The following is a 22,107-nucleotide window of genomic DNA, read 5'->3' as shown; positions in this document are numbered from 1 at the left end:
GGACAAATTTTCATGAGTTATATTGATGTACGACACAACTTTAAGCGTTACCATACAGGAGATACAGAAATATTAGCTAATAATGATGTTAGTTTTACTGTTGAAAAAGGTGAACTAGCCATTATTTTGGGTGCATCCGGTGCTGGTAAGTCAACTATTCTAAATATTTTAGGTGGAATGGATACTAACAGTTCCGGTGATGTCATTATCGATGGTAATAATATTGCTAAATATAATAAGCGGCAGCTGACAAGTTACCGCCGGACTGATATTGGCTTTGTATTTCAATTTTATAACTTAATTCAAAACCTCACAGCAAGAGAAAACGTTGAGCTGGCATCAGAAATCGTTCCTGACGCACTTGATCCGGTAAAAACTTTGGTTGACGTAGGTCTCAAAAACCGCATTAATAATTTTCCGGCAGAATTATCTGGTGGTGAACAGCAAAGAGTAGCAATCGCTCGCGCTATTGCCAAGAATCCTAAAATTTTACTTTGCGATGAGCCCACTGGTGCACTTGATTACCAAACGGGAAAAAGTGTTTTACAAACGATTATTAACATGAGCCGCAATAACGGAACTACAGTAGTTATAGTTACACATAATAGTGCTCTGGCTCCTCTTGCTAACCGGGTAATTCATTTCCATGATGGTAAGGTCACGCAAATTGAAGAAAATTCACATCCAGATAGTGTTGCAAATGTTAAATGGTAGAAAAGGCTAATCATGAATAAAGTTATTCTAAAAGATTTTTGGCAATCAATTAAGCATACCAAGGGGCAATTTATTTCTATCATGGGACTCATGATGATCGGTGCCTTTGCTTTAGTTGGTTTAATGGTTACTGGCCCAGATATGCGCGATACTGGCAATCATTATGCACAAAAGCTCAATACTGCTGATTTAACGGTTATTTGTAATTACGGCTTAGATCATAAAGATACGCAAAAAATCAAGAAAACTAAGGGCCTCCAGGCTGTTGAATTTGGTTATATGACAGATACTGTAATCAAAAACAGTCAGGAAAGTTTTCGCATTTTTTCTAAGCCCAATTCTGTGGGCAAATATGAAGTTCGGAAAGGTAACCTGCCCACTAAGTCAAACGAAATTGCTTTAGCAGACCATTATTCTGATAAATATCAAATTGGTCAAAAAATCACTTTTACTGAAAAGAAAAATGTTTTGGGTACGACTCTATTAAAACGAAAAAGTTTTAAAATTGTGGGATTTGTGCGCTCTAGTCAAATTTTATCCAATGTCAATTTAGGCCAAAGTAATAGCGGCACAGGGGAATTGAAAGGTTATGCAGTTGTCGATCCTAACTCTTTTAACCATACTGTTTATACGACTGCCAACTTAAGATATAAAGATTTGAGGGGGCTTGATTCTTATGGCAAGACTTATACCAGCAAGGTTAAGAATCATAAAAGAGTTTTACAGGATGATTTAAAAAATACTGCCCATCAAAGAAAAGCAAGGATTCTTTCTGCTGCTGGCAAAAAACTTGAGCCGCAAGAAAAGAAGATCCATGAAGCTGAGCAAAAATTAAATGCTGCCAGTCATCAAATTAACGCTGCCGCAAAGCAATTAGCCAGTCAAAAAGAAAAATTAAATGCAAAAGTAGCTCAAGCTAAAGCTGCTGGTATAAATTTGCCACCAGCTGCCCAGGCTCAATTAGAGCGAGCTGAACGAGAAATAGCTGCTGGTGAGCAAAAACTCCAACAAGAGAAAAAAGTATTTGCGCAAAAATCGCGTGATACAACCAAAAAGATAAAAACTGGCAAAGAGCAAATTAACAAGGCGAAAAGGCAATTAAATAAGTTAGCTCTTCCCAGTTATAGTGTTTATAACCGGCGAGAAGTTCCTGGTGGTGAAGGTAATTTAGTTTATACAACTGTGGCACAAGTAGTTGAAGATTTAGCAAAAGTATTCCCGATTTTTCTCTATTTTGTTGCCGCTCTAGTTACATTTACTACCATGAATCGCTTTATCGACGAAGAAAGAATAAATTCCGGCACAATGAAAGCACTTGGTTATGATGATTATGTCATTATCAATAAGTTTCTTGCATATGGCTTCATCTCAGGTACCATCGGTACCATTTTAGGAGTTTATTTAGGCCATACTTTGATGCCGCAGATTGTTTATCATGCATATTACAAGTCATTAACGGTCCCACCAATTGAATTACACTTTCACTGGCAGATCAGTCTGGTAGCTCTCCTATTGTCTTGGATTAGTTCAGTTTTACCGGCATACTTAACCGCCAAAAACGAATTCAGAGAAAAGCCAGCTGCCCTATTGTTACCAAAAGCTCCGGCTGCCGGATCCACGATTCTTTTGGAAAAAATTCCCTTTATTTGGAATCATCTTAGTTTTACCCATAAAGTTACAGCACGTAATATTTTTCGTTATAAAAAACGCATGCTGATGACCATCTTTGGCGTTTGTGGTGCTGCTACTATGCTTTTTGCAGGTTTCGCTGTCAAAAATTCAATTACTAACATGAATAACAGGCAGTTCAACGATCTAATTCATTACAACATGATTGTCGCCCAAAAGCCTGGTATTTCAGTTAACCAGCAAAAGACTCTAAATAATAAGTTAAAAGAAAACAATATTAAATCGGAGACTCCAATTTATTACGAATCTATGTCTAAAATTGCTGGTAAAACCGGTGACACCCAAGACATTACGTTAATTGCACCGTCTTCTGACAAGGTATTAAAAGATTACGTTCAGTTAACTAATCGGAAAACCAAGCAGACTCTGCATTTAACTAATAATGGAGTTATCATATCGGAACGGTTGGCAACTCTGCTTAAAGTAAGCAAAGGCGGATATCTAACGCTCACGGACAAAGATAATAAGTCTAGAAGAATGAAAGTAGCTGGTATTACAGAAATGTACATGGGACATTTTGTCTTCATGAATAAAACTCAATATCAGGATATCTTTAAGCGCAATTTTAAATCTAACGCCTATTTAGTTAACTTAAACAATCCTAGTCGCAAAAACACTAGAAATATAGCCGCCCAATTTATGGCTCTATCCGGAGTGGCCGGTGTTGTACAAAACACGGCTGTTAGCCAGGAACTAGATGTCGTGGTCCAATCCTTAAATTTGATTATGCTGGTGCTAATAGTAGTCGCTGGACTTTTGGCAATTGTAATTCAATATAATTTAACTAATATCAACATTGCTGAAAGAATACGGGAACTTTCAACAATCAAAGTTTTAGGATTCTATGATAATGAAGTAACAATGTATATTTATCGCGAAACCATTCTTTTAACAGGCATTGGTATATTGGTTGGCTATTTAACTGGTGATTTGCTCTATCGCTACATTCTTTATGTTGTTCCACCTGACAATGTTATGTTTAATCCGGCATTATCTGCTCCAAGTTTTCTGTGGCCATTAGGTGTAATTGGTTTGATCACTATCATTTTAGGTTTTATCGTTAATAAAAAGTTAAAAGACCTCGATATGTTAGAAGCTTTAAAATCGGTTGATTAATTATAACCTGCTCGCAATGAGCAGGTTTTTATTCGTAAAAAATTAAAAAATAAATAAAGTTGTGCTATACTTTTCTTATTAGATTTAATGTTCATGAAAAGATCTTCAAATTAACCTGTATACGAAATATTTATTATCCTTCCTTTTTAAATGATAAAGTTACTACAAATTAATTTTGGAGAAAAAATTGAATAATATTTTACAAGTTAAACATTTAAAAGAAACCTATAAGGATAAAAAGCAGGAATTTCAAGCTTTAGATGATGTTTCTTTTACAATTGACCAAGGAGAGATACTGGCGCTTTTAGGTCCTAATGGTGCTGGAAAAACTACTATTGTCTCAATCATTGGCGGTTATTTAATTCCTACTTCCGGCCATGTGATTTTAAATGGTCAAGATATTACCACTGCACGAAAGAGACCAAACATTGGCGTTTCTTTTGGTGGTGATTTAGGTTTTTACCGTAACGCTACAGCCAAGCAAAATTTGCAATTTTTTGCGGACTTGGCAAAGGTTCCCTTCCGCAAGCAGAACAAAGAAATCGAACGTGTTCTGTCAATTGTTGACCTTCTGAATGTTGCCAATAAAAAAGTGGGAGAATTTTCTAAAGGAATGACGCAAAGACTGCATATAGCACGCTCTTTGCTCAATAATCCTAATTTATTACTCTTGGATGAACCCACAAGTGGTCTTGATGTTGAAATTGCACAAAGTGTACAGAAGACAATTAAAAATTTGTCTGACTCGGGTATAAGTATTTTATTAACCAGTCATACAATGTCCGAAGTTGAAAAATTGGCTAAACGGATAGTCATTTTAGGTGCAGGGAAAGTATTTTTTACCGGCACCATCAATGCTGTTTTTGGCTTAGCCGAAAAAGAGATAAACCAAAAACCTAAAAATTTAGAAGAAGCCTACTTAGCTTTAGCACCTAAATTAAGGAGGAAATAAAAATGCGTTTTATTCGTCTCTTCCTCTTTCATGTTAAAGATTATCTTTCAGATCAATATTTTGTCTGGTTGACGATCACAAGTACTACTTCTATCTTTTTAATGCAATATATTATGGCGTACGCTACACATAATTTGGATAATACACAAATATGGCTCCAAAGCGGTATTTTTGGCATGTGGACTTCTTGTACAACCGTTGCCGGTTGCATCAGTTTTGAACGTTACAAAGGAACGCTGCCTTATTTATTAAACAGCCAGTATGATGAAAGAGCTTCGTTAATTACCTTGCTTTTGCCTGCATCCAGCTATGGCCTATTTTCGTTTCCGATTGCATTTATTCTGGCAAAAATTTTAGGAGCAGCTACTGGTACAGTTTCTCTCTACATTATTTTATTAATTTTGCTAATGTGGGTCGGTTGTGCAGTAATGGGCATCTTAATTTCATCTTTTCTAACTCTGTCACCAAACGCAATGGTCTATGAGAGTTTAATCGGAACTCCGATATTACTATTAGCAGGATTATTCGGCAATGATACCGTTTTAGGGCCATTAACCAATGTGTCACAATGGTTTATCCCAATCACGTCACCAATTGCTGCTTTATCCCATAATAAAAGCCTCAACTGGTCTTCTTATTTCTGCAGTTTACTTCTTTGGATTGTATTAATTGTGGTTATTGTCAGAAAAATTAACGACCTGGTAAGAAGGAAAGGAGCTCTGAAAATTATCTAATGTTTGCTACACAGTTCTCGAGCCTTTCATTTCTGAATAATTGGCGGACAAAGCTGACCTACTTTTTCATCACGCCAATGATTAATCTGGTCCTGTTAGTATTAATTAATATGCAGTATTCTAATCAGTTTAATTGGGATGTTGCCATTAGCTCCATTGCAATGGATGCGGCAGTACTTGCACTTGAAACATTTTGTTCTGCTGTGATTACCGATGCAAATTTAAAGATTGACTTTGAATTAATTGCCAAAAAGCCTTTTAGTTTCAGATATTGGCTTACTAAGTGCATTGTTGCCATTATTATAGGCTGCACTTTAGCACTAATTAACCTCTTTCTATTGTACTTAGTAGGTGCGCCCTTAGACATTATTGGACGAGCTTTGCTCATGCTACCACTTTCATGTATTTATGGTTGCGCTTTAGGTTTTGTATCTTGGGCTATTTCCTGGCAAATGAATGATCCCTATTTTTTGGAGAATATTTTTAGCAGTTTAGCCCAATTAATATCAGGAGTGTTAGTGGTAATTTCAGCTTATCCTGATTGGTTAAAAGCAATTGCTTTACTATTTCCTTTTGCAGAACCTGTTACTTATATTAAAACTGGTCATACGAATCTTATTTACAGCATATTTATTACCTTCATTTGGCTTATTATTGGCATTTTTGCTTATATTATTCAAATCAAGCCTGTTTTAGCCAAAGGAAAACATCATTATTAAAGTTCACACAGTGAAAGGACAGTCGAAACCAATTCGACTGTCCTTTTGATTGATATTATTTATCTTAAATTTTGGCTTTTCCTAATAAAACCGAACTGATAACAACTGATAATGAACTAAAGGCCATAGCTAGGCCAGCTATTTCTGGACTAAGTGTGAGACCCACACTTGCAAATAAACCAGCGGCTACTGGAATCCCCAGTACATTATAAATGAAAGCCCAGAACAGATTTAACTTTATCCTATTAAAAGTCTTGCGGCTTAGCTTTAAAGCCCGGACAACATCTTCCAAATCGTTTTTAATTAACACGATGCCACCTGCATCGATGGCGACATCGGTACCGGAACCCATGGCAATTCCTACGTCTGCTTGGGTTAGAGCTGGCGCATCGTTGATCCCATCACCCACAAAAGCCACATGATGCTTTTTCTGCAGCTTTTTAATGGTATCAGCTTTATCAACTGGTAAAACTTCAGCTATTACCTGATCAATACCAACCTGCTTTGCAATCGCCGCAGCTACCTGCTGATTATCACCGGTGAGCATAACCGTTTTAAGTCCTAATTGATGTAAATCGGAAATTGCTTTTTTGGCGTTTTCTTTAGGTGCATCTTGAATTGCAATTAGACCTATTACCTTATTATCTAAAACGACTGATACTACAGTTTTAGCGGCATTCGTCAAAGCTGCAACTTTAGATTTGAACTCTGGTGAAATAAGAACTGCATCCCTATTTTTAGGGCTACCTACCAAAATATTTTTTCCGTTAATAATACCGCTAATACCTTGTCCTTCATTAACTTTAAAGTCTTCCACTGGTAGAAAAGCAAATTTTTCTTTTTTAGCAGCAGCCAAAACAGCTGGAGCAAGAGGATGTTCAGAAAATTTTTCTAAACTGGCTGCCAATTGTAAAACAATTTTTCTATCACCAACAATATCTGTTACTTGTGGTTGACCTTTGGTAATCGTTCCCGTTTTATCAAAAACTATAGTATCAATGCTGTTTGCAGCCTCTAAAATTTCGCCGTTTTTGATTAAAATGCCCATTTTGGCACCACGACCAGTTCCTACCATTAAGGCTGTTGGGGTAGCCAGACCCAAAGCACAAGGACAGGCAATCACCATTACTGCAACAGCAAAAACTAAAGCAGTTGCAATATTTTTACCGAGAAAAATATACCAAACTAAAAAAGTTAGAATTGCAATAATCAAAACAGTAGGAACAAAAATATTGGCAACTTTATCGGTTAATTTTTGAATTGGCGCATGACTGTTCTGCGCCTTTTTTACTATAGCCACTATTTGAGCCAACATGGTATCATTGCCAACTTTTTGAGCTTCCATTACAAATGAACCTGTTTGATTAATTGTTGCCCCAATAACTTGGTCACCACTAATCTTTTTAACCGGCATGCTTTCACCAGTTACCATAGATTCATCAACACTGGAATTGCCGGAAACAATTTTGCCATCTACTGGAACTTTTTGTCCAGGCATCACTTGAATTAAGTCGCCCTTAACTACCTGAGTGATGGGAGTACTGACAAAATGATCACCTTTTTTAACCAGAGCATCTTTTGCGCCTAAATTAAGTAACTTTCCCATAGCATTTGAAGCAGTAGACCGCATTTTTTCTTCTAAAACCTGCCCTAGTAAAACAAAAGTAATGACTAAAGCCGCACTTTCGAAAAATACGGGTTTACCGGTGAACATGGCATAAATGCTGTAAATATAAGTTATTGATGTACCTAAAGCAACCAGAGTGTCCATGTTTGAATGATGTTTTTTAAATGCAGACCAGGCACTGGAAACAAACGGGCCAGCCGAAATTAACATAATAATCGTAGTTGATATCAGCATGGTCCATTCGCCACCTGGCAACATCCAGCCAGTAAAAGGATGGATAATCATTTCAATTAGCATTGGTAGTGATAATATTAGCGACGTCCAAAAACGTGTTGTGATCTTCATTGTTTTACCCTAACTATTTGACAATAACCTTACCATGAAACATATTCATACTGCATGCCCACTCGTATTCTCCAGGTTTTGATGTATCTATTTTGATCGGCTCTGTTTTACCTTGAGGCAATTTTTGATTTATCCCAAAATCTGAGAAGATAACATGATCTAAACAACTGGAAGAATCAGTTCTTTTAAAGTTTAAGGTAGCCGGTATTCCCCTTTCTAAAATAACTTTTTCCGGCGAATATCCGCCTTTGACCACGATATCAACACTTTGTTTATTCGAATTAACAGATGCATTTTCTGTGGCAACATTGTGCTTACCAAAGAACCACCATGCGATAAAAGCGATAAGTGCGACTCCTAAGCATAAAATAATAATTCTAATCACGATAATTCCTCCTAATTGAAGTTGTATTTTATGTCTACATCTGTAAACTATTTTAAGTATAGATGATATATTTACAGTTGTAAACATAAATGCTTAAAAAAAACTTACTGAAAATATCAGTAAGTTTCATTATTAATCGGCATCTAATCGCTTTAACCATTGAGTCAGATCATTTTTGTCCACCATTATTTGCTTAAGTTCGGCCTTATTATCTGCGGCCAAAAACAGCATTAACTGCAGATACTTTGCTACAGAAAGTCCATAATTTTCCAGGTTAGCTTTAGCTGCTTTTACTACTGTATCATTTAAACTAATTGTAAGAAGTTCGTCTTTCAAAGTCTATCCCATTTCCTATATTCTAAATAAAACTAACAGGATTATTTTAGAAAAGCCTCTATAGCTATGCAAGTATTTAATTCAAATTCATAATTCTTTTTATCTACCTGCTCCATTATATTTCTTCAAGCCTAAATTCCATATCCAATGGTCTAAAAATAAGAATACTAAGGCTATCAAAAGTTGCAATAACATTATTTGCCATTGCCGTGGCCTTATTAAAATAATTGTAGCAGGACAAGCAATTAGTCCAAAAGGCAGGATGAAATTAAAAATAATATTACCCAGTCCCCGATAAATACTTGCAGGATAGCGACTCATTTGTATCATACTTAAAAATAAATCATTTCTGCCAAAATTTGTTGGAAACCAAAATGCCGAAATTGTCCACAAATACCAAAGAGAATAGTATAAAATGCAGCCAAAAACGCAAGAAAGCAAAAAGAACAACACCTGGCCTATATTAACACTTATACCCTGACATGCATAAATAATTACAAATAGTCCCAGCACCGAATTAATTAATTGTGTAAATTCAATTGCACTAAAAAAGTAATATACCTTAGCGTTAATTGGTTTTAACAAAATTGAATCTAAGGTTCCTTCTCTAATGTCTTTTTCCATTTTAGGCATTGATTTGACCAAGAAAGCCATTAAGAAGCCGTCAAGCATAGTATAAACGCCAACCAACAACAGACATTCTTTGTAAGTCCAACCACCGATAGTATCAACATTTAGATAAATTACCTTAAAAAAGGCTATAGGAATGCCTAACCACAATATAGAAGAGATTATCCCAAACAATGTGTCTAACCTGAAACTAATGGTTTGCAAAAAGGCAATTTTAATTAACGATTTGACTACTTTAAGTTTACTTTTCATAATCAACCCATTACATCAGAGTATCTCTGAAGCCCTTCTTTATTGACTATTTTTACTATTAAATAAAAAACTATCATCCATACAATTTCAATGATTGTGTTTTTAAGCCATATATTTGATGGTAATGCTTTAACAAGCGTATCAATTGGAAAAGAGCTGAAATATTGAAAAGGCAGTAGTTTAATTATTTTTACCAAAAAAGGCGGCAAAATTTCTAAAGGAAAGTAAAAGCCTGCCAGCAGATTGACTACAACTTCTTTTACCAGTAAAACAAAGAAAAGATTGTCAAACCAGTACGCTACACTACCAATAATATAAGAAAAAAGAAACCATAATATGGCTGCCATAATTAAACTAAATGCAAATTCAAGTAGCACGAGTAAAGAAATATGAATTAAATTACGCGCAACTATATAGACAAATCCAATAATTAAAATCGGAGCAAGCAAAATTAAATTTGCCAGTCTATCGCCCAGCATTTTAGCAAAATAATATTTTTCAATTGTAATTGGTCTATGGATGATATTAGACAATTCTCCTGAATGGATATCATCATTCAATTCCCAGTCAACTGCATACCATACAAAAGAATTAATAAAATTAACCCCAATATAATAAATTACCATTTGATTTTTGCTAAAACCACCAATAGTTTGACCATGATTCAATATCAAAGACCATAAATAAAACATCACTAAACTTGGTACCAGTGCCTGCAAAAGCAAAATTATGACGCTGCTCTTATTGGCTAATATAGACTTCAATGAGATCTTGCTTACTGAAAAATAGGTTTTTATCATTTTTCTTTCTCCTCAGCAAATAGCTCTAAGATAATATCTTCAAGTTTCAGGTCATTTATTTGATAGTCGGAGCCTTGATTATCCCGTGCCAACTGAGCGATTTGGTCATCTACCTTTTCTACAGGAACTTTAATTGTCACGGTCAAATCATCCTGATCAATAATCTTGGCGCCCAATTTACTTTCGTTGAAGTTCTCCGATTTAATAAAAGTAATATATTTATTCTGATTAAACCTCTCTAATAAATCTGTTTTTGGTCCATCCCACATTATCTGACCGCTATTTACAATGATCAGGTGATCACAGATAGTGGCAATATCTTCCATATCATGAGAGGTAAGAAAGACAGTCAATCTTTCTTCCTGATTTAGCCTTAACAAAAACTTGCGTATATCCCTTTTTGCCAAAACGTCTAAGCCAATAGTCGGTTCATCTAAAAAGAGTATTTTTGGTCTAGTTGCTACGCCGGCCAGAAATTCTACTTTCATTCGTTCTCCCAGTGATAATTTGCGGGTTTGTACATCTAATTTTGAAGTTACATTTAATATCTGAGCCAGATCATTGACCGTTTTTTTAAAAATTTCTTCTGGTATATCGTACATTGACTGCAATAATTTCAAATAATCTCTAGGGGTTAAATCAGGAAAAAGTTGCGATCTATTTCCCATAACGACTGAGATTGACTTTTTGAAATCATTTATCCTTTTTGTAGGATCATAGCCATTTACCCTACAAGTTCCAGCTGATGGAAACAAGGTTCCAGTCAGCATCTTAATGGTCGTGGTCTTACCTGCCCCATTTTTGCCAATAAAGCCAACTTTTTCACCGTTCTTGATAGTAAAATTGAGCGATTTTACTGCTTGCACTGCCGTCTTTTCAGGCTTAAAAATATTTTTAACAACTGCACGCCAGTTTTCACCCCTGCTGCTAATAAAATAATCCTTAGAAAGATTATGAACTTCAATCGCATTTTCGTTCATTTTTGACCTCATTTAGTTATCTAGCCAGCACAAAAAAGCAATTTTTAAAAGGACAATCCTTTTTACAAAATTGCTTTAAGTTTTGAACACCTATCATCATACATTTAGAAACTGTCATTGGTTTAACCTTATTACTTATAATTTTTAAATCAGCAACAATTAGATAAATTCTACCACATTTTTAGCAGTTTTTAAATATAATTTAATTTTTGGCACAAAATATATTTTCTATTTAGAAATATCACCTTTTACTTGAGATATATTCATCTATTTGGGCAAGATAGCTTTCTTTTTCCTGCTGACTGATCCAAAATGTTTTAAATGAATTTTGTGCTATTCGAATCAGTTCTTTTTCACTCCAATCGCACTTTTGGGCAAATTTATAGTAAACATCATTAATATAATTACTACCCTTATAAGCCGGATCATCGGAATTAAAACTAATCAATGCACCGCAATTAAAAAGCTTATTAATAGCCTCCTGTTCCATAACGTTGCGGGTATAAAAATAAGCCATGGGGCATGCTGTAATACCAATTTTTTGGTCTGTTAAAAAAGTCATTAAATCCGCATTTTCAACTATATTTAAGCCATGATCCAAACGATCCACCGTAATAATTTCTAAAGCTTGTTTGATATGATCAACTGAATCAACTTGGTGGGAGATCACAATGCATTGTTAAATAGTAACCTTGAGCTCGGGCCTTAGCAAAAACCAGCATAAACTTCAACGGTGGATTATGATGCTCATCTGAATCAAGACCAACACCTAATATCCAGCCCTTTTTATGATATGGCTCAGCTTCTTTTAAAGTTGGCATTGCTGATTCTTGTGAATATTCTCTTAAAAAGCACATTATTAACTGGACATCAATGTCTAATGGTGCTGCATCAACAATCTCTTCATGAATGACCTCAATTACTGTATCAAAACGGATTCCTCTACTAGTGTGCTTGAGGATCCAAAAACAATTCAAGGTGCTTAACATTGCTGTCAGCTTCTTTGCACAAAAAAGCTGCAGTTAAATCATAGAAATCTTGTTAGTCCACAAAACCTGCATCCCTTTCTTTATAGTATGCCTTTAAAAATTCTGGCAATCCTATTCCATAATTCCGGTCAATATCCGCTGGAGTCTTAGTACCGATATCAATCTGGTTTCTCTTAGCGATGGCAAATTCCATTTCTGCTTCTAGAGTTCCCTCTATATGAACATGCAGTTCAGCCTTAGGCAATCCGTCAACAAACTTACGAGATAATTTTTTGAATCATCTTTTTCTCATTAACAAAATCACACTAAACACGAACATTTTAAGCGAATTTTAATTACATTCTTTGTCATTAAAGCTTTTATATAGCTACAAATCAATATTAAAAATAATAACATTTTTATTTTTAACTTACAATAACTATTTATATTGTACTTTTGTTCGACTTTTACATTGAAATACTGCGATAGAAATACTATAATTTTAACAATACGATCGATAATTTTATCTTGACCAAGATCAAAATCACTAGTAAAGTGTAATCAATTTAACTTTAATAATTTTAAAAAGGAGAGTGCATTAAATGTCAAATTGGACAACAAAATTTGTTAAAGAAGGTCTAACTTTTGATGATGTTTTATTAATTCCAGCCGAAAGCCACGTATTACCCAATGAAGTAGATTTACATACTCAACTGGCACCTAATCTTAAACTAAATATTCCTATAATAAGCGCGGGAATGGACACTGTGACTGAAGGTGCAATGGCCATAGCTATTGCACTGCAAGGCGGCTTAGGAGTGATCCATAAAAATATGTCAATCACCGCTCAAGCTGGAGAAGTAGCAAATGTCAAAAATGTTGTTGTCCCAAGTAATATTACGAAAGCCGCTGTTGATGATCACAACCACTTACTGGTTGCAGCTGCTATTGGCGTTACCAGTGATACATTTGAACGGGCTGAAGCACTTATAGAAAAGGGAGCAGACGCAATTGTCATTGACACTGCACATGGTCATTCAGCTGGAGTTTTACGTAAGATAAAAGAAATTAGGGCACATTTCCCTGATATTACCCTTATTGCCGGCAATATCGCTACTGGTGATGCTGCTAGAGCACTCTTCGATTCAGGTGTTGATATTGTCAAAGTTGGAATTGGGCCGGGTTCTATTTGCACCACACGTGTCGTAGCTGGTGTTGGAGTCCCACAAATTACTGCAATTTATGATGCGGCTACAGCTGCTAGAGAATACCACAAACCAATAATTGCCGATGGTGGTATGAAGTATTCCGGTGATATTGTGAAGGCTCTAGCTGCTGGTGGTAATGCTGTTATGCTTGGTAGCATGCTTTCAGGGACTACTGAGGCACCGGGCGAAATTTTCGAAAGTGACGGTCACAAATTTAAGACTTATCGCGGAATGGGTTCTGTCGGTGCAATGGCCCAAGCTCATGGCTCTTCAGACAGATATTTCCAAGGCGGAGTAAACGAGGCTAACAAGTTAGTACCTGAAGGCGTAGAAGCACGCGTTGAATATAAAGGTGATGTTTCTGATATTGTCTTCCAGATTATTGGCGGTCTGCGCTCGGGCATGGGTTATGTCGGTGCCGCTACAATTGCTGACTTACGAGAAAATGCACAATTTGTCAAAATTACTAATGCTGGTTTACGAGAATCTCACCCACATGACGTGCAAATTACCAAGAAAGCACCTAATTACGAAAGATAATAAAAATTAAGAAAAAACTAGTTATTGCCTCAAAACAATAACTAGTTTTTAATTTATCCTATTTTTCCGAAATAGCGTCATTCAGTTTCTGTAAATTCTCTACTAACTCATTTTTAGTTTCAGTTCCAAGAATTGCAGCATAACTATTCTCAGACTGAAAAACATAGTTAGAAATTTTTTGTTCTAAATTAACAGCTTTAGGGGTTAGGATGATTGCTTTTAATCGAGTGTCATGTGGATCGACTTTTTTCGTAATTAGGTCTTTTTCTGCCATTAAATGTAAAACATTGGTAGCCGTTGACTTTCTAATATTGAATTCATGCTCAATGTCTTTTTGATAAATTGGCTTATTTTGGGCAAAGGAAGATAAGTATTCGATAATCAACATTTGCGTTCCAGTTAGACCTATTTTTCTGGCATAGTGATCAGCGTTGCGGTTAAACGTATTTTGTACTCTCTGCAATGCCAATCCTAATCTTTTCATTATTTCATTCCTTTGCTTTTACTGGTTTTGTAGCCTGATAAAGTAAGTATACACCAATAAGGACAATAATTAGAATAAAAATTAGACCGACTTGTGCGGCATCAATGTATTTTCCAGAAGTAGAATTTTGACTACTCATCTGCTCTACGAATTGCATGATGGCTGAAATAACTGCAGTGCCAACCGCACCAGCAAATTGCTGTGCCATATTGAACAGACCGTTACCATCAGTACTTTCTTTTTCGTCAAGTTGACCAATAGAAGCCGTCATAGTATCACCCATTACTAAACCTATTCCCAGCATCGTAATGGTATAAAACAAGATTATCTTGCCAGAGGTTAACGATGAAGCAAATAAACAATATAATATGCCACCAATTATTTCAAAAACAGCTCCAGTCATAATTGGCTTTTTTGGTCCGTAGTTATCAAGTAACCTGCCACTAATTGGTGACATAATTGCTCCTACGAGCCCACCGGTTAGTAGTAATAGCCCCGCAGTCATCGCAGTAGAATGGTTGACAATTTGGACATAATTAGGCAAGATGAAAGACAAACCCAAGGTATTTACCTGGAAAATAAAGTAGGCTGTAATTCCTTGAGTGAATCTGATGTTTTTAAAAACACGAATATTAATCAATGGATTAGTAGTTTTCAATGAGTGCTTAATAAAAATGATTAAACTGATTATTCCTAATGCTAAAGGTAAAACAAACATGAACGGTTTTTGTAAAATTGTAGACAAGTTGCTAAAAGCAAAAATTAAACCAATAAACGTTAAAGCAATGCTCAGAAAGCCGGTAGTATCAAGTCTAGTATGCTTAATGCTCTCGGTTTGACTTGTTATTGAAGTTAAGCCCATGATCAAAGATATTACCATCACGGGGATAATAAAGATAAAAATATAACGCCAGCCTAAATTACTAACAACCAACCCGCCAAAACTTGGTCCTAAAGCTGGAGCTACAGCAGTAATCATTGTTCCTATTCCCATAAGGAGGCCGAGTTTATCAAGCGGTGTCCTTTCCAAAATGATATTAAACATTAAGGGAATAGCTATTCCTGCGCCCGCTCCCTGAATTACGCGACCAATAACTAAAAAAATAAATTGGTTAGCAACTGCGTCGATCACCAATCCGCAAATAAATAAAGAAGCGGCTGTTACAAACAGCTTTTTCGAACTAAAGTTTCTTTTTAAATATGCCGATAGCGGCATAATAATGGAAGCAACCAGTAAATAGCCCGTTGTCATCCATTGTACTGTGGCCATATTAACATGAAAATCATTCATTAAAACTGGAAAAGTAACATTCCCTGCCGTTTCAATTAGCACACCTGAAAATGACATCAGTCCAGCTGCGAAAATTGAACAAATTAATTTTGCATCTAATTTTCTTTCCATTCGAATTCCTCCTGGTTATTTAGTTAGCAAGCTAACTAAATAACCATAGTAACTCACATTTTTTTGAAATGCAATAAATTAAAAGCAAAGAAAAACCACTTTGAATTTCAAAGTGACTTTTTAAATGCTATTTATTTATCTGTATTAATCACATATTTTTGCCAGTAACGCCAAACATTATCACTGGAAAAGCGCTTAGCATTTTGATAAGCACCCTCATTCATTTTCCTGCGTAATTTTGGACTAGCAAAGAATTCACTAATTTTAGCTGCTAAGTCATCTATATGACCACTTGGCACGACAAAACCGCTCTGACCATCAACAATCAAGTCTGCTGGACCATAATTGATATCATATGCAAATACCGGAACGCCGTGTGATTGAGCTTCAACTATTGAAAGCGGGGCTCCTTCGTATCTTGAAGAAAGAATTGAAAGTTGAGCATTGTCATAGACATAATCCATATCTTGGGTGTAACCCATAAAGTGAACTACATTTTCCAACTTGAGATCTCGCACCAGCTTCTTTAGCATGTTTTCTTCTTTGAAATTATCCGCGCCATTGCCATAACCATAAATATCTAGAGTAAGCGTATCATTATTTTGATAAGCTTGATTAAAGGCTTTGATCGCGTCATCAATTCGTTTTTCATGGAATAAACGAGCTACAATTATTATTTTTCCTTTTATACGCTCACTCATGGGGATATGCTCTGCATGTAACTGCTCATCTGGTACTATTCCCACAGGTATAGCTACTATCGGCACTTGCGTTCTTAGTCTTTCACGCATGTCATCCGCTTGATGTTTTCCAGGAGTGACTACTAAGTCGGTTTTACTGAGTAATTCGTTATTAGAAATTGAGTTGTAAGTAAGAGGTGAAGTAGGATCCCAGTAGTCTCTGAAGTGAATATTATGAAAATGTTCGATTTTTCTGGCAGGCGTTTTCATATTAATCATTGGCACGTTGGTAATATTACTGCGATCAGAGATAAAGGTTGACCTTTCATCCCCATCCTGCTGGTTTAATTCATCAAGCATAATAGTAAAGGCTTGACCACTATTCATAAGTGAGTGTACAACACCTTGAATATCAGTCAATTGAATGTTAGTTGCTGGATATGAATTCGGTCTTTTTTCATATGAAATCTCGTAATATATGGTATTGTCGGGACGGAAAAACAATTCATAAATCAAATGGCCATCAACCGTATCATAAATTTGTGTTAGGCTTTTAAACCCACGAGTATCATAAAAGTCCTGCTTAATGCAGTTGACATCTCCGTTATAATATTTAATCGTGTCCACACTGCCATTAGGCAACATATTAATAGTCATGGTTTTACGATTATCTTCGTACACTTCATAACCATTATTGATTTTTTTCACCTTATTAAAGTTTGGTATCGGTAAATCTTTTATTGTGACAACGCGACTAGCAAACTTTACCGTACCGGCAAAGAAGTCAAACATATTGACATAATCATCATCAGTCATGCCATACAAAGGTAAATTACGATGTGCAAAGCGATTAAACTCCGACATAACAATCTTTGCCTTAACATGATTACGTTTAAATAACTTTAATCTTTTTACTTCTGCGTGCTCTATCCCTGAACTATTTGCGTCTAATCTATTGTTTAAAAAGTAGTACATTAATTTGTCCTTTATTTATACATTCGAATCACTATTAATTTTAGCACACATTTAATAAGTATTTACGTTACGTTAAAATAAATAAGCATTAACCTAATTTTTTAGGTAATGCTTAATTTTAAAATTAATATTTTATTCTTTTTTTGTTAGCTTTAAAACTAATGGCCAAATCAATGCTGTTATCACACCTACTGCCAATCCTGCCCACAGCACTGGAGAAACAGTTAACGAAATTCCTTGAGCAACATTACTTTCCAGCCATTGTACTAATTGGTTAGCTAAGAATTGTAATGCTCCAAAGGATCCCACAGATGCAATTAACAAAATAATTGCAGCCCAATATTTACCAAATAATATTAACAAAGCGGATAGGATAAAAATTAGTATTGCGGCAAAAAAGCAATAATGGAAAATAGTGATACTTTGATTAACCTGATTCTGGTTTTCTTTCAAACCGTCGTTAATTTTGTTTAGTAAAAGTTTGCTGACTGCTTTTTGCACATCATTATTCTCTGGAAAAGATAAACTTTTAGCCGTCACTTCACCATTTTCCTGGTAACTTGCACCTAAATTGTACAAGCTGGTATAAGACATATCATGATGATATTTTTTAGGTAATTGTTCGAGAATTTTGTCTTCAACACCAAAGTCCTTAGCCAGTTTCAATGTACTCTTTAGTCTTGAGTCACCTGTATTGTTAACACTCTTTTTGATCACTGTTTGAGCCAGACCACGAACATTTTGCACATTCACTGTTATCGGGGACTCTATCATTAGAAAGCCGGAAACACCAACCGCTGCAACAAAAATTAGCCGTAACAAAATACTAGCGAATTTTCTCATTTAATTAACCTCCTAAAAAATATTAACTGTTTAATCTAACAGACATGTTGACCCGAAGCCAGACAGTTACAATTAACCATTTCAGGAGCATGCTCCTTTTTTAGAGCAAGTTCTTTTTCAATCTGGGTAATATCGCCTTGAGAAAGAGGCATATCCTTCAGAATTGCTATCATTACCTTACCTTTATGCATATCACACATGTGGCACATCATTTCATTAGTGACTTGAATCATCATCTCTATCTGCGTAACAGTAGCGGAGTATACAAAACGGCGACCGTCCTTACGGGTTTTTAGCAGACCCTTTTTGACTAAGCGACCCATCAGAGTTTTAATAGTTGACTCAGACCAATCCTTTTTTGCTTGTAGTTGCTGAATCACATCACCAGTGTGAATTTCTCCTAAAGTCCACACTATTCTCATAACTTCCCACTCAGCTTCGGAAATATTATGTTCTTTATTTTTTTCTACCATAATAATCAACCTAGTTTTATTTTACTACAGAACAAACTTTTTTAGTGCTTTGGCAATTCCATCATTGTCATTATCTGCAGTCACATAATCTGCATAGTCTTTGATCATTCCCACAGCATTACCCATGGCTACTTTTTTGAAATCAGGATTAGTAAACATCGAAATATCGTTGCCCTGATCGCCAAAAACCATAACTTGACTTGACTTAATTTTCAGTCTCTCGGCTAATTGCAGGACTGCATTACCCTTAGAAGCGTCTTTAATGTTAATTTCAACAATAGAAGAAAAGCTGCGAACAATATCATACTTGGCAAAGGCCCATTGAGGGATATTATTCCACAATTTATCAACTTCACGTTCATCATCAAGAACACTAAGCCCCACTTTATTAAAAGTAAAATCTTGTGATATCTCTTCTGCTTTCCTCACTTTAATCACATTTTTATTATAGGTAGCATTTCTAGCTAAATTTACTCCTATATCACGATCACATGTCCAGTAACACTCAGGAGTTTCAAAATGAAGGTTGACATGGGCTAATCTTTGCAAGCGACGCATATTAGAGAAATCATGGTAGTTCATTTCTTCATTCATTAAAATATTTCCCGCCAGATCCTGGATTACTGCACCATTGAAAACAATGTCATATTGTCTTGCGCCTTGTAAACCTAATTGTTTATTAAATTCAATTGTACCAGACAATGGTCGACCTGTGGCTAAAACCACCTTAATGCCCTGACTGTCAGCTTGTTTCAGTACCCTTTCAGTTTCCGGTGAAATTTGTTTAGAAGTAGTAAGTAAAGTACCATCTAAATCAACCGCAATCAATTTTATTGCCAAAATAATATCCTCCTGCACTTTTTCACTATCTTCTTTATTATACAAAAGAGTCTGGTAAAAAAGTAGGTCATTGAACTTACAAAAAACGCAATCTGGTCTGTGACATGATTTTGCTAAATGATGATTGTTCTTGGTTCTACTCAAAGTGGTAAATAAATACTGGGAAGTTCAAGAAAAAGGCACTGAGCCTTAAAGTGATATGACCCCCAAATTTAGGACAAATTTGGGGGTCATATCAAAGCTCAATGCTTTTTTAGTTAATCTGTTAAAATAGGTTTTTCTCAAATTTTTTCCTAACACAGAGTAGAAATTTAAGAAAATTATTCTACAGTAACGCTTTTCGCCAAATTACGCGGCTTATCAACATCTAGTCCTTTATCTTTAGCTGCAAAATATGCAAATAATTGTGCTGCTACTACACTAACAAGTGGCGAAAGATAATAATTAACTTCAGGTAAAACAATATCATCACTAGGTTTAGCTAATGATTTACGCGCAATAGTAATAACAGTTGCTCCACGTGCAATTACCTCCTGAATGTTTCCCCGCATCAAATCCGCCGTAACAGGGTCATTAATTAAAGCGACTACAGGCGTGCCTTTTTCAATCAATGAAATTGTGCCATGCTTTAATTCTGCTGCCGCAAAACCTTCTGTTTGAATATAAGATACTTCTTTAAGCTTAAGGGCAGCTTCCAAAGCGACCGGATAATCAATACCCCTGCCAATATAAAATGCATTGCGACTAGGTATTAAATCTTTTTGTGCTAGTTGCTCTATTTTGGCTTGACTGGAAATCACTTGTTCAATTCCTTCTGCAGCTAAAGCGAAATTCTTTTTCAAGTCAAAAGCTGCAGCATCTTTAACACCTAATTTTTCTCCTAATGCCTTGGCAATTATAGCTTGAACGGCAACTTGGGCAGTATAAGCTTTAGTTGAAGCTACAGCAATTTCGGGCCCAGCTTCAAGTGACATGGCATAATTAGCTTCGCGCGCTAAAGTAGAATTGGGAACATTCGTCAAAGTTAGACTAGGAATACCACGTTTAATCGCTTGTTGCAAGACAACGCGTGAATCAGCCGTTTCACCTGATTGCGATAAGAAAATAAAGAACGGGTGTTTTGACATCATTGGAAAATGGTAACCTGCTTCAGATGCAAATCCTACTTCAGTTGGAATCTTAGTCAGCTTTTCAAAAAGTTGTTTACCAATTAAGCCCGCATGATAACTGGTACCAGCAGCAAAGATATACAGTCTATCTGTCTGAGATAGAGCATTAATAATTTTAGCATCTACTTTAGGGTCACCAGTTTGATCAAGATAATGTTGATCTAAGTGCCGTAAAACACTCGGCTGCTCACAAATTTCTTTAAGCATGTAAAATTCATAAGTGCCCTTAGAAGCAGCATTTTCATCAATATTTAACTCATAGTGCTGATGATCAACCTTTTGACCAGCAATAGTTTCAAGCTGATACCCATTTTGAGTAATGTCTCCAACCTCACCATCTTGTAAATCAACGAAAGTTTTGGTTTGATCCAATACCGATAAGGCATCAGATGCGATAACGTTAAAGCCATTACCCAGTCCCAGCATCAAAGGAGATTTATTTTTAGCAATAAAAATATGATTTGGATTCTGATTGTCTATTAATAAAAGAGCATATGATCCCTTAATCACTTGTAGAGCCTGCTTTAGAGCCGTAAAGGCATCTTCATTTTTTTCACGAGCAAATTTACTAACTAATTGAACTATTACCTCGGTATCAGTGTCAGACTTAAAGGTAACATCATTTAAGTATTGCTTTTTTATTTCTTGGTAATTTTCAATTACGCCATTATGAACCAGATAAAAGCGTTCAGTTTCATCAAATTGGGGATGAGCATTAGTTTCAGTGGGCTTACCATGTGTTGCCCAACGAGTATGACCAATTCCAATCATACCCTGCTCTTCTGGAGTCATTTTGTTCTTCAAGTCCTCAATACGACCAGCAGTTTTAGTTAAATATTCTTTTCCTGCCAAATCATTGAGGTAAATTCCTGCAGAATCATATCCGCGATATTCAAGCTTAGACAACCCATTTAAAACAATTTCTCTAGCAGACTTTCCAACTATGCCAACAATTCCACACATATTCTTCTCCTTTGGTCTAGTAAAAATAATTAATTTGGATTAATTAGTTAATTCAACTTACGTATGGAATATTAGCCTTTTTTAATAAATTGGTCAAGCAATATTTTAAAAATTGGTCTATACAATAATGTAAAATTACTATTACTAACACAAAAGTTTGCCCAAATAAGTGATGAAAATCTTAAATGGAGGCCAGTTAAACAGTTATACATTTAAATAAGCATATGCTTAAGCTGTTGTGTAAAATGCAAAAGTGATATTTAAGTATTATTCAGAAAAAAGC

At 35.6% G+C, this 22,107-nt stretch carries 22 protein-coding genes; 6 read left to right on the top strand and 16 right to left on the bottom strand.

Annotated elements, in window-relative coordinates:
- Positions 1 to 12: 12 nt before the first annotated feature.
- The 5 genes from LDX54_RS03950 to LDX54_RS03930 all read left to right on the top strand — a co-directional run bounded on the left by LDX54_RS03950 (position 13) and on the right by LDX54_RS03930 (position 5,924).
- On the top strand, positions 13 to 714 hold the full coding sequence (locus LDX54_RS03950) for an ABC transporter ATP-binding protein (RefSeq protein WP_046324661.1): 702 nt from the start codon (positions 13 to 15) through the stop codon (positions 712 to 714).
- A 12-nt stretch (positions 715 to 726) separates the two neighbouring features.
- On the top strand, positions 727 to 3,519 hold the full coding sequence (locus tag LDX54_RS03945) for an FtsX-like permease family protein (protein WP_265666809.1): 2,793 nt from the start codon (positions 727 to 729) through the stop codon (positions 3,517 to 3,519).
- A gap of 187 nt (positions 3,520 to 3,706) precedes the next feature.
- Positions 3,707 to 4,471, top strand: a complete 765-nt coding sequence (locus LDX54_RS03940) for an ABC transporter ATP-binding protein (protein WP_046324659.1) — start codon at positions 3,707 to 3,709, stop codon at positions 4,469 to 4,471.
- Between the two features lie 2 nt (positions 4,472 to 4,473).
- The gene (locus LDX54_RS03935) at positions 4,474 to 5,205 is read left to right on the top strand and encodes a hypothetical protein (protein WP_046324658.1); all 732 of its coding nucleotides are present in this window, start codon (positions 4,474 to 4,476) and stop codon (positions 5,203 to 5,205) included.
- Positions 5,205 to 5,924, top strand: coding sequence for an antibiotic transporter permease (locus tag LDX54_RS03930; protein ID WP_265666810.1), 720 nt, complete (start codon positions 5,205 to 5,207; stop codon positions 5,922 to 5,924). The genes LDX54_RS03935 and LDX54_RS03930 overlap by 1 nt, the downstream gene beginning before the upstream one ends.
- Positions 5,925 to 5,988: 64 nt before the next feature.
- Here the strand turns inward: LDX54_RS03930 and LDX54_RS03925 are convergent, their stop codons facing one another.
- From LDX54_RS03925 to LDX54_RS03885, 9 genes are all read right to left on the bottom strand, one after another.
- A complete protein-coding gene (locus LDX54_RS03925) occupies positions 5,989 to 7,896 on the bottom strand; it encodes a copper-translocating P-type ATPase (RefSeq protein ID WP_265666811.1) in 1,908 nt (635 codons plus the stop codon).
- Between the two features lie 13 nt (positions 7,897 to 7,909).
- Positions 7,910 to 8,284 carry a cupredoxin domain-containing protein gene (locus tag LDX54_RS03920; RefSeq protein WP_265667657.1) on the bottom strand — a complete coding sequence of 125 codons (375 nt, stop codon included), beginning with the start codon at positions 8,282 to 8,284 and terminating at the stop codon, positions 7,910 to 7,912.
- Between the two features lie 129 nt (positions 8,285 to 8,413).
- On the bottom strand, positions 8,414 to 8,617 hold the full coding sequence (locus LDX54_RS03915) for a hypothetical protein (protein ID WP_198203111.1): 204 nt from the start codon (positions 8,615 to 8,617) through the stop codon (positions 8,414 to 8,416).
- 99 nt (positions 8,618 to 8,716) lie between these two features.
- Positions 8,717 to 9,499, bottom strand: coding sequence for an ABC-2 family transporter protein (locus tag LDX54_RS03910; RefSeq protein WP_198203112.1), 783 nt, complete (start codon positions 9,497 to 9,499; stop codon positions 8,717 to 8,719).
- A gap of 2 nt (positions 9,500 to 9,501) precedes the next feature.
- Positions 9,502 to 10,299 (bottom strand): ABC-2 family transporter protein, encoded by a 798-nt coding sequence (locus LDX54_RS03905; RefSeq protein WP_232352191.1) that lies wholly within the window; start codon positions 10,297 to 10,299, stop codon positions 9,502 to 9,504.
- Entirely contained in the window at positions 10,296 to 11,279 is a 984-nt protein-coding gene (locus LDX54_RS03900; RefSeq protein WP_198203113.1) for an ATP-binding cassette domain-containing protein, read from the bottom strand. The genes LDX54_RS03905 and LDX54_RS03900 overlap by 4 nt, the downstream gene beginning before the upstream one ends.
- 241 nt (positions 11,280 to 11,520) lie before the next feature.
- Entirely contained in the window at positions 11,521 to 11,949 is a 429-nt protein-coding gene (locus LDX54_RS03895) for a hypothetical protein (protein WP_265666812.1), read from the bottom strand.
- Positions 11,930 to 12,268, bottom strand: a complete 339-nt coding sequence (locus LDX54_RS03890) for a hypothetical protein (RefSeq protein WP_255524980.1) — start codon at positions 12,266 to 12,268, stop codon at positions 11,930 to 11,932. The genes LDX54_RS03895 and LDX54_RS03890 overlap by 20 nt, the downstream gene beginning before the upstream one ends.
- A gap of 52 nt (positions 12,269 to 12,320) precedes the next feature.
- The gene (locus LDX54_RS03885; protein WP_281214434.1) at positions 12,321 to 12,461 is read right to left on the bottom strand and encodes a hypothetical protein; all 141 of its coding nucleotides are present in this window, start codon (positions 12,459 to 12,461) and stop codon (positions 12,321 to 12,323) included.
- A gap of 388 nt (positions 12,462 to 12,849) precedes the next feature.
- On the opposite strand from LDX54_RS03885, the gene LDX54_RS03880 reads away from it, so the two are divergent.
- Entirely contained in the window at positions 12,850 to 13,995 is a 1,146-nt protein-coding gene (locus tag LDX54_RS03880; RefSeq protein ID WP_198203114.1) for an IMP dehydrogenase, read from the top strand.
- A 58-nt stretch (positions 13,996 to 14,053) separates the two neighbouring features.
- Here LDX54_RS03880 and LDX54_RS03875 read toward each other — a convergent pair whose 3' ends face one another.
- From LDX54_RS03875 to glmS, 7 genes are all read right to left on the bottom strand, one after another.
- Positions 14,054 to 14,479, bottom strand: a complete 426-nt coding sequence (locus LDX54_RS03875; RefSeq protein ID WP_110445897.1) for a MarR family winged helix-turn-helix transcriptional regulator — start codon at positions 14,477 to 14,479, stop codon at positions 14,054 to 14,056.
- 4 nt (positions 14,480 to 14,483) lie between these two features.
- Positions 14,484 to 15,881, bottom strand: coding sequence for a DHA2 family efflux MFS transporter permease subunit (locus tag LDX54_RS03870; RefSeq protein ID WP_265666813.1), 1,398 nt, complete (start codon positions 15,879 to 15,881; stop codon positions 14,484 to 14,486).
- 131 nt (positions 15,882 to 16,012) lie between these two features.
- A complete protein-coding gene (locus LDX54_RS03865) occupies positions 16,013 to 17,536 on the bottom strand; it encodes a glycosyltransferase (RefSeq protein WP_265666814.1) in 1,524 nt (507 codons plus the stop codon).
- Positions 17,537 to 17,668: 132 nt separating this feature from the next.
- Entirely contained in the window at positions 17,669 to 18,379 is a 711-nt protein-coding gene (locus LDX54_RS03860) for a hypothetical protein (protein ID WP_046324647.1), read from the bottom strand.
- A gap of 35 nt (positions 18,380 to 18,414) precedes the next feature.
- A complete protein-coding gene (locus tag LDX54_RS03855; protein WP_046324646.1) occupies positions 18,415 to 18,852 on the bottom strand; it encodes a CopY/TcrY family copper transport repressor in 438 nt (145 codons plus the stop codon).
- A gap of 24 nt (positions 18,853 to 18,876) precedes the next feature.
- A complete protein-coding gene (locus tag LDX54_RS03850) occupies positions 18,877 to 19,692 on the bottom strand; it encodes a Cof-type HAD-IIB family hydrolase (RefSeq protein WP_265666815.1) in 816 nt (271 codons plus the stop codon).
- Between the two features lie 320 nt (positions 19,693 to 20,012).
- Positions 20,013 to 21,824, bottom strand: coding sequence for a glutamine--fructose-6-phosphate transaminase (isomerizing) (gene glmS, locus LDX54_RS03845; protein WP_265666816.1), 1,812 nt, complete (start codon positions 21,822 to 21,824; stop codon positions 20,013 to 20,015).
- Between the last annotated feature and the right edge of the window lie 283 nt (positions 21,825 to 22,107).

This window comes from Lactobacillus sp. IBH004, assembly GCF_026185255.2.
GTDB classification, from domain to species: Bacteria; Bacillota; Bacilli; order Lactobacillales; family Lactobacillaceae; genus Lactobacillus; species Lactobacillus melliventris.
Note: the sequence above shows the minus strand (reverse complement) of the source record. Positions and strands in the feature narration are given on the sequence as shown.